The organism is Pedobacter sp. HMWF019 (genome assembly GCF_003061025.1).
Taxonomy (GTDB): Bacteria; Bacteroidota; Bacteroidia; order Sphingobacteriales; family Sphingobacteriaceae; genus Pedobacter.
Genome location: NZ_QAIL01000267.1, coordinates 22,162 through 28,463 on the forward strand (window position 1 = coordinate 22,162; position 6,302 = coordinate 28,463).

Genomic DNA, 6,302 nt, shown 5'->3' on the forward strand with positions numbered 1-6,302 from the left:
TTTTAAACAAAAGCAGAGAAGCCGGTAATGGCCCGTCCAACAATCAGTGAATTGATCTCTTTGGTTCCTTCATAGGAATAAATAGCTTCTGCATCTGCCACAAAACGGGCAACATCGTATTCCAGCAAAATACCATTCCCTCCCATCACTTCTCTTGCCCGGCTCACCACATCACGGGTTCGCATAGAACAAAATACCTTGGCCAGCGATGCATGCTCATCTGTCAGTATCCCCTGATCCTGCAATTGCGACAAGCGGAAACAAAGGGTTTGCATCGCCGTCAGATTAGACAGCATTTCAACCAAATGATTCTGAATGAGCTGGTAAGAAGCAATGGGTTTACCAAACTGCTTTCTGGTCCGGGTATAGGCTAATGCACTTTCATAAGCCCCTCTTGCACAACCAACAGCCTGCCAGGCTACTCCTGCCCTGGTCATCCGCAGCACCTTTGCTGTGTCTTTAAAGGAATTGGCCTCCTGCAAACGGTCTTCTTCATTTACCTCACAGTTGGTTAGGGTAATCAGTCCGTTTTGCACAATACGAAGCGCCATTTTATCCTGTATTTTTTCTACAGCAAAACCTTTGGTTCCCTTTCTGACCAGGAAACCTTTTACCTGGTTATCGTCGAGATCTCTGGCCCAGATAATGGTGACATCTGAAAAAGTAGCGTTTCCAATCCACTTCTTTTGTCCGTTCAGCACCCAGGTATTACCAGTTCGTTTTGCTGTCGTGGTTAAGCCTCCTGCAGCACCTGAGCCTACCTCCGGCTCGGTTAAGCCAAAGGCCCCAATGGTTTTAAACTGTTGCATAGAAGGCAGCCACTCTTGCTTCTGCGCCTCTGATCCCAATAGATAGATGGAACCCATGGCCAGTCCGCTCTGGACACCAAAAAAGGTCGAGATCGAGGTATCCACCCTGGCCATTTCCATAGCCAGCATACCTTCCATCAGGTTAGAACGTCCAGGACAACCATACCCTGTATAGGTCAAACCGCAAATATTCAGTTCCGCTATTTTAGGGATCAGCTCAAATGGAAATTCGGCTTTAAGCCAATACTGATTGACAATAGGCTTCACTTCTTTTTCCAGAAAGGCCCTCACTTTGAGCTGAAGTGCGCGGTCTTCATCTTTTAAAGCTTCATCACCCAGATGATAAAAATCACCTTCTATAGGCGGTAATTCTCTTTTTTTGGAGGGAGATCCCAGCATTTTCATTAAGCCGCTGAGCTGGGTTTCATCAAGATGAGAAAAGGAGTCGACTACTTTGGGGAGATCAACCTTTTTAGAGAGTTCTTCGAGTTTCTGAAAATCTACGTGCTTAAACAGACGATAAGCATTTTTTAAAGAGGAGAAAAGATTAGACATAGTTTCTGTTTTTAGTAAAAACAGAAACTATGAGGTTTTGTTGGATTTATCTTAAATCGAAAAGATTGTCTACACCCAGCAATTTACGGCTGGTGAACCCTTCGCCATAAGTAGCTCCGATCGATTTGCCAAATTCCCTGGCCCGCCCAATCACGCTTTCAAAAAATTCAGGCGAGGAAATATAGGTTTCCTGCTCCTGGTGCTCCGGGTTGAAAAACTGTGTTTTAAAGGCTTTGATGGAAGCAATTTTGGTCTCTATATAGGGTGTAATGTCTACAATAATGTCTGGGCGAATGTAATGATCTTGTATGTACTGAAAATTCAGTCTCGGTCTCCAGGCTTCCTGCATCTTTCCGTCCAATTCCGTTTTGATCTTTGGTAATCCGGATAAGAAACAGGCATCATTAGCCAGATCTCCTGCCCTTCCATGGTCCGGATGCCTATCCTGAAGGGCATTACTAAATACGATTTCAGGTTGGTATTTGCGGAGCATCTTAATGAGTTCCAGCTGGTGTTCTTCATCATTTTTAAAAAAACCATCTTTAAGACGGAGATTTTCTCTGGCATGCAGTCCCAGAATTTTCGCAGAGTTTGCGGCCTCTTCGTCCCGGAGTTCTGCTGATCCGCGGGTCCCCAGCTCTCCGCGGGTAAAATCTACGATGCCTACTTTTTTTCCTAAGGCAATATGTTTTAATATCGTACCTGAACAGCCCAGTTCGGCATCGTCCGGATGTACGGCAAAAACCAGTATATCTAGCTTCATAATGTAATCTGTTTTTTTTATAACAACCGCATGATCTTCTTTTTCACTTTAGAAGACATGGGTTTAGTGAAGGGAAAAAAGTAGTCGACCACTTCGCCCTGTTTATTGATGAGGTATTTATGAAAATTCCAGCGGGGGGTAGAAGTCAGGTTCCCGTTGAGCTTTTTGTCTGAAAGAAATTTATAAATGGGGTGTGCCTGATTGCCCCGGACCATGATCTTTTCAAAGACCGGAAACTCGACACCATAGTTTACCTGACAAAATTCACTGATTTGCTCGCCTTCCAGGGGTTCCTGTCTGCCAAAATCATTGGAAGGAAAGGCTAAGATCTCAAATCCTTTATCCTTTAATTCTGCCCGTAACTCCTGCAATTCTTTAAGCTGTGGAGCAAAACCGCAGGCAGAAGCAATATTGACCACCAGCAGGACTTTATCTTTATAGGCGGAGAGGTTCTTTTCTAAACCATTAAGGAGTTTCACCTTAAACTGATGGATACTTTTGGAATGATCGGTCATTAGGTCTTATTGATAATAGCCAGAAGAAATGATTATGGATTCTATATCCCGGTCTTCGCTTGGACTGTATGTACTTTTTAAATTGTGACCTACTACTCTGGCCACAGATTGGTATAAAAATGCGGTAAAGCCGCCCTTGGTTTGTTTTACAATATCATAAGTTGTCCTGCCAAGCTCGCGGTCTACCAGCTTGGTTAAGATCTGCCCTTGGGTAATGGTGAGTTCCTTAATCTCTTTATTGAACATTTGCTTGATTTCCTGATCACAGGCTTTGACCAGTTTTTTTTGCTCTTTTTTATCCGAAGTTAAGGCCAGATCTTTTTCCAGTTGTTCGTAGCGCCTTTTAGCAAACAGTGCATATGGCATGACCTTAAGTACATTATACCTTAAGCGGTTAAAAGCCGTACGTTCTTCTGGCGTTTTAAAGATCCTTTCACCATAGATCACCACTTCTTTAAGCGACATCCAGGGAATCATTTCCCCGTCGACATTGGTCCCGGCTACTTTAATGGTATCATTCTTTCCCAGCACCGGCATTTTTACCGGCGCAGTTGTCTCCTGGCCCTTTGCAGTAGTGCCTGTAATAATGACAATTAACAGAATAAATAACCTATAAAATTTCATAAATTTATACTCCTGCAAAGTTAAAGCAATTTTATATATTAGGTTCCATCTGAACTTCTAATTTTGTGCTCAGAAAAGGTGATGGCCACCTAACTAACTAATATAGCGTTTTAACGGAAAACACGCAGTAATTATTACGAAAAAAATACAATTGAAGACCATCGGAACGAAGCTGAAAACACACGATATACAGCGCTTATGCCGATGGTCTTCTATAGAATAAAAAGAAAGAACCTACAAATGAAGAACACATTGGTGATAGATCTGGAAGCAGAAAAGAAGGAAATCCTGAAGAGATACAGGGCCCTTTTGCGTGCGTGTAAGCCAACATTACAAAGAGGGGATAAAAAGGAGATCAGGAAAGCATTTGATATGGCATTGGAAAGCCATAAAAATATGAGGAGAAAATCTGGGGAGCCTTATATCTACCATCCTATTGCTGTGGCCCAGATTGCCGCAGAAGAAATTGGATTGGGTACCACCTCTATTGTTTGTGCCCTGCTGCATGATGTTGTTGAAGATACAGATATTACCCTTGAGGACATCGAAAGAGAATTTGGAAAGAAAACGGCCAAGATCATTGATGGTTTAACCAAGATCTCAGGTGTTTTTGATTACAACAGCTCACTCCAGGCAGAAAATTTCCGAAAAATGCTACTGACCCTGGCAGATGATGTAAGGGTGATCCTGATTAAGCTTGCCGATCGTCTGCACAATATGCGGACTATGGATTTTATGCCAAGACAGAAACAATTGAAGATTGCTTCTGAAACCATTTACCTCTATGCACCTCTGGCACACAGGCTTGGGCTTTATGCCATTAAATCTGAGCTGGAAGATTTGTCTATGAAATACCTGGAGCCCGATACCTATAAGTATATAGCCACCCAGTTGAATGAGAAAAAAGCAGAGCGAAACCTTTTTATTAAAAGATTTGTAGAGCCAATCAATGAAATCCTGGCAGAACAGGGTTTGGTAGCGGATATTTTTGGACGGCCTAAATCCATCCACTCCATCTGGAACAAGATGAAAAAGAAAAACATCCCTTTTGAGGAGGTATATGATCTTTTTGCCATCCGGATCATCCTGGACAGTCCGCCGGAGCATGAAAAGGCCGATTGCTGGAAAGCCTATTCCATTGTTACCGATCTGTACCGGCCAAATCCGGACAGACTGCGCGACTGGGTGTCATCGCCAAAAGGAAATGGTTACGAATCCCTCCACACAACGGTTATGGGGCCTAAAGGTCAGTGGGTGGAGGTCCAGATCCGTACACAGCGGATGAATGAAATTGCGGAGAAAGGTTTCGCCGCACACTGGAAATACAAGGAATCGAGCAATGACAATGGTTTAGACCAATGGATTCTGAAAGTAAGGGAAATGCTGAACAACCCGGAAGCTAATGCACTGGATTTCCTGGATGATTTCAAAATGAACCTGTTCTCTGATGAGATCTTTATTTTTACACCTAAAGGTGCTTTATTGCAATTGCCTTTGGGTGCTACCGCTCTGGACTTTGCTTTCGAGATTCATACAGATGTTGGAGCAAAATGTATTGGCGCAAAAGTGAACCATAAACTGGTTCCTTTATCCCATAAACTACAGAATGGTGACCAGGTGGAGATCATCACCTCTGGCAAACAGGTTCCAAAAGAAGATTGGCTGAACATTGTGGTTACTGCAAAAGCCAAGTCTAAAATAAAATCTTCTTTAAAAGAGGAAAAGAGAAAAATTGCCGAACAGGGTAAGGAAATCCTGGAGCGTAAATTGAAATCGCTGAAGATCACTTACAATACAGATAACCTGAACAAACTGAGTTATTTCTTTAAATTGCCCTCGACTCAGGAGCTTTTCATTTCCATTGCCAATGGCAAAATTGAATTGAAAGACCTTAAAGATTACCTGGCAGCAGAAAAGGAAATTGAGAACCGCAGTGGCACGCCTGAAAAAAATGACCACCAGCAGATTGAAGCATTGCTGAGCAAGGTAAAAGGTCCGGAATCTGATATCCTGTTAATTGGGGAGGATCTGCAAAAGATAGATTATAACCTGGCAGCATGTTGTAACCCGATACCCGGAGACGATGTTTTCGGTTTTGTAACCGTAAGTGAAGGGATCAAGATCCATCGGACCAATTGCCCGAATGCAGCGCAACTGATGGCCAACTATGGTTACCGGATTGTAAAAGCAAAATGGAACCGCCAAAAAGAACTGACTTTCCTCACCGGCCTGCACATTATTGGAATTGATGATGTGGGTTTAATCAATAACATCACTAAGGTTATCTCGAACGATTTCAAGGTAAACATGCGTTCTATTACTGTAGACACAGATAATGGAATTTTTGATGGTTCGATTATGATCTATGTAAATGATAAAGAGCACTTAGATAAACTGATTGAAAATTTACTGGAAGTTCGGGGCGTAACCGGAGTGACGCGCTTTGATGCCTAAAATTAGGAATAAATCCTAAGTTTTATTTAGAAAAATGATACCTTTGAAAGGAGTTTGAAAACTATGTCTACAAATCACAACAGCGAGTTGGTTAGAAAAATATTTGAAGCCTACCTCGAAAATAAAGCCCTTAGAAAAACACCTGAACGTTTTGCTATACTGGAAGAGATCTATTCAAGAGACGATCATTTCGATGTAGAGACCCTCTATATCCATATGAAAAATCAGAAATACAGGGTAAGCAGGGCTACGGTGTATAATACGCTGGAATTATTGGTTTCCTGCGATCTGGTGACCAAACATCAGTTTGGCAAGAACATGGCCCAGTTTGAAAAGTCTTATGGCTATCATCAGCACGACCATATCATCTGCATTGATTGCGGTAAAGTGGTTGAATTTTGTGACCCGCGGATCCATCAGATCCAAAGTATGGTTGGAGAGTTGCTTAAATTTGATATCAAGCACCACTCTTTAAACCTTTACGGTGTTTGCTTTGATTGCAAAGCAAAATCGGCGGTAAATGAAAAGGCTGAAACAGAACATGCTAATTAATAAATATCCAATTATAATATTTTCTTAAAT

Annotated in this window: 6 protein-coding genes; 2 read left to right on the forward strand and 4 right to left on the reverse strand. The window is 42.2% G+C overall.

Annotated features, from left to right (window positions below):
* Positions 1-2: 2 nt before the first annotated feature.
* Genes DBR11_RS15595 through DBR11_RS15610 form a run of 4 tightly spaced genes read right to left on the reverse strand, consistent with a single transcriptional unit; the run spans position 3 to position 3,266 of the window.
* Positions 3-1,364 (reverse strand): acyl-CoA dehydrogenase family protein, encoded by a 1,362-nt coding sequence (locus DBR11_RS15595; protein ID WP_108553585.1) that lies wholly within the window; start codon positions 1,362-1,364, stop codon positions 3-5.
* Positions 1,365-1,410: 46 nt separating this feature from the next.
* The gene (gene bshB1 / locus DBR11_RS15600; protein ID WP_108553586.1) at positions 1,411-2,127 is read right to left on the reverse strand and encodes a bacillithiol biosynthesis deacetylase BshB1; all 717 of its coding nucleotides are present in this window, start codon (positions 2,125-2,127) and stop codon (positions 1,411-1,413) included.
* Positions 2,128-2,144: 17 nt separating this feature from the next.
* Positions 2,145-2,642 carry a glutathione peroxidase gene (locus DBR11_RS15605; protein ID WP_108553587.1) on the reverse strand — a complete coding sequence of 166 codons (498 nt, stop codon included), beginning with the start codon at positions 2,640-2,642 and terminating at the stop codon, positions 2,145-2,147.
* Positions 2,643-2,648: 6 nt separating this feature from the next.
* Positions 2,649-3,266 (reverse strand): DUF4294 domain-containing protein, encoded by a 618-nt coding sequence (locus DBR11_RS15610; RefSeq protein WP_108553588.1) that lies wholly within the window; start codon positions 3,264-3,266, stop codon positions 2,649-2,651.
* Between the two features lie 240 nt (positions 3,267-3,506).
* Here DBR11_RS15610 and DBR11_RS15615 point away from each other — a divergent pair, with 240 nt between their 5' ends.
* Positions 3,507-5,720 (forward strand): bifunctional (p)ppGpp synthetase/guanosine-3',5'-bis(diphosphate) 3'-pyrophosphohydrolase, encoded by a 2,214-nt coding sequence (locus DBR11_RS15615; protein ID WP_108553589.1) that lies wholly within the window; start codon positions 3,507-3,509, stop codon positions 5,718-5,720.
* A 63-nt stretch (positions 5,721-5,783) separates the two neighbouring features.
* The gene (locus DBR11_RS15620) at positions 5,784-6,272 is read left to right on the forward strand and encodes a Fur family transcriptional regulator (RefSeq protein ID WP_108553590.1); all 489 of its coding nucleotides are present in this window, start codon (positions 5,784-5,786) and stop codon (positions 6,270-6,272) included.
* Positions 6,273-6,302 lie beyond the last annotated feature (30 nt).